The organism is Allobosea eneae (assembly GCF_042657265.1).
GTDB classification, from domain to species: domain Bacteria; phylum Pseudomonadota; class Alphaproteobacteria; order Rhizobiales; family Beijerinckiaceae; genus Allobosea; species Allobosea eneae.
In genome coordinates this window covers 1-1248 of record NZ_JBHSLW010000138.1, presented here as the reverse complement: position 1 = coordinate 1248, position 1248 = coordinate 1, and the positions used below count along the sequence as shown (strand labels likewise).

Below are 1248 nucleotides of genomic sequence, written 5' to 3'. Positions count from 1 at the left end.
AGTGGCTGGGGTCCACATCGCTCGCTCCAAGATGGCCTGAACAACCCCTTGGAATCACGAGTGCCCCAGTCGCTCAACCCTTTCGGGACGGGCTCTTAGCGCCGTAAATGGACAGATCATATTGGCCTCGCTATCGGATTACAATAAATTCCTTAGAGGCGGATCCGCGGTTGATAAAGTTAAGGCTGAGTTATTTGAATCGAATGTACGAGATTTTCAAGGCGATACAGAAGTAAATGCTGAGATAGTAAAAACTCTCGAGTCAGAGGAAACGGTCGACTTTTGGTGCATGAACAATGGAGTTACGATATTATCATCAAGGACAACCATGAATGGCGATACTGCCACCATCGAGAACCCGCAGATTGTTAATGGTCTTCAGACATCGACACAGATCGCGCGGCACTTTGATGAGAATCCGGAAAAAAATGACAGCAGAAACGTGATGATCAAGATCGTTTCATCTGAGAATGAAGAAATACGAGACAAAATCATTAAAGCGACAAATAGTCAAAATGCAGTCCCCCCCGCCTCGTTAAGAGCCACAGATAAAGTCCAAAGGGATATCGAACAAACACTGAAAGGACACGGACTCTTCTATGATAGAAGAAAAAACTTCTATAAGAACGAAGGGAAACCCGCTGACAAGATCATAAGCATTCCCTTGATGGCTCAAGCCGTTATGTCAATGATACTTAATAGACCTGACAGCGCGAGAGCACGACCATCTTCCTTGATCAAAGATAATTCTGTATACTCAGAAGTATTCTCAGAATCTCACCCCGTATCATTATACTTAAATGCCGCAACTATTATAAAATCAATTGATAGAGTTCTAAAGGGACGCGCAGAAATGGGGGCTAGGGATAGATCAAATCTGAGATTCTATATCCTTTATTGGATCACGGCGAAACATACCAAGAAATTGACACCGTCGGCTGGCGACGTATCGAAACTGGATGCAAAGACAATAAATGATCCAGAAATTGAAAAGGCGACTGACGAGGTGTGGAATATATACCAAATTCTTGGAGCAACAGATCAAATAGCCAAGGGAACTGAACTCCGTAAACGGCTTATGGAAAAGATACAAGAGAGCTTGCCGAAGTGGTGTAGCAACTAGGCTTTGGGGGGTGGGGATCAAGACATGTAGCGCGAACTTTCAAATGGCAATGAACGAACAATCAAATGGCAACAGATTGAATCTCTGCCAAAGGCGTCTGGTCGGGTCGGTCGGCTGAGTTCGCG

Annotated in this window: 1 protein-coding gene; it reads left to right on the top strand. The window is 44.6% G+C overall.

Translation table 11 applies throughout. The features are described 5' to 3' along the window. Nucleotides 1-121 precede the first annotated feature (121 nt). On the top strand, nt 122-1123 hold the full coding sequence (locus ACFPOB_RS30460; protein WP_377801888.1) for an AIPR family protein: 1002 nt from the start codon (nt 122-124) through the stop codon (nt 1121-1123). The last annotated feature ends 125 nt before the right edge of the window (nt 1124-1248 follow it).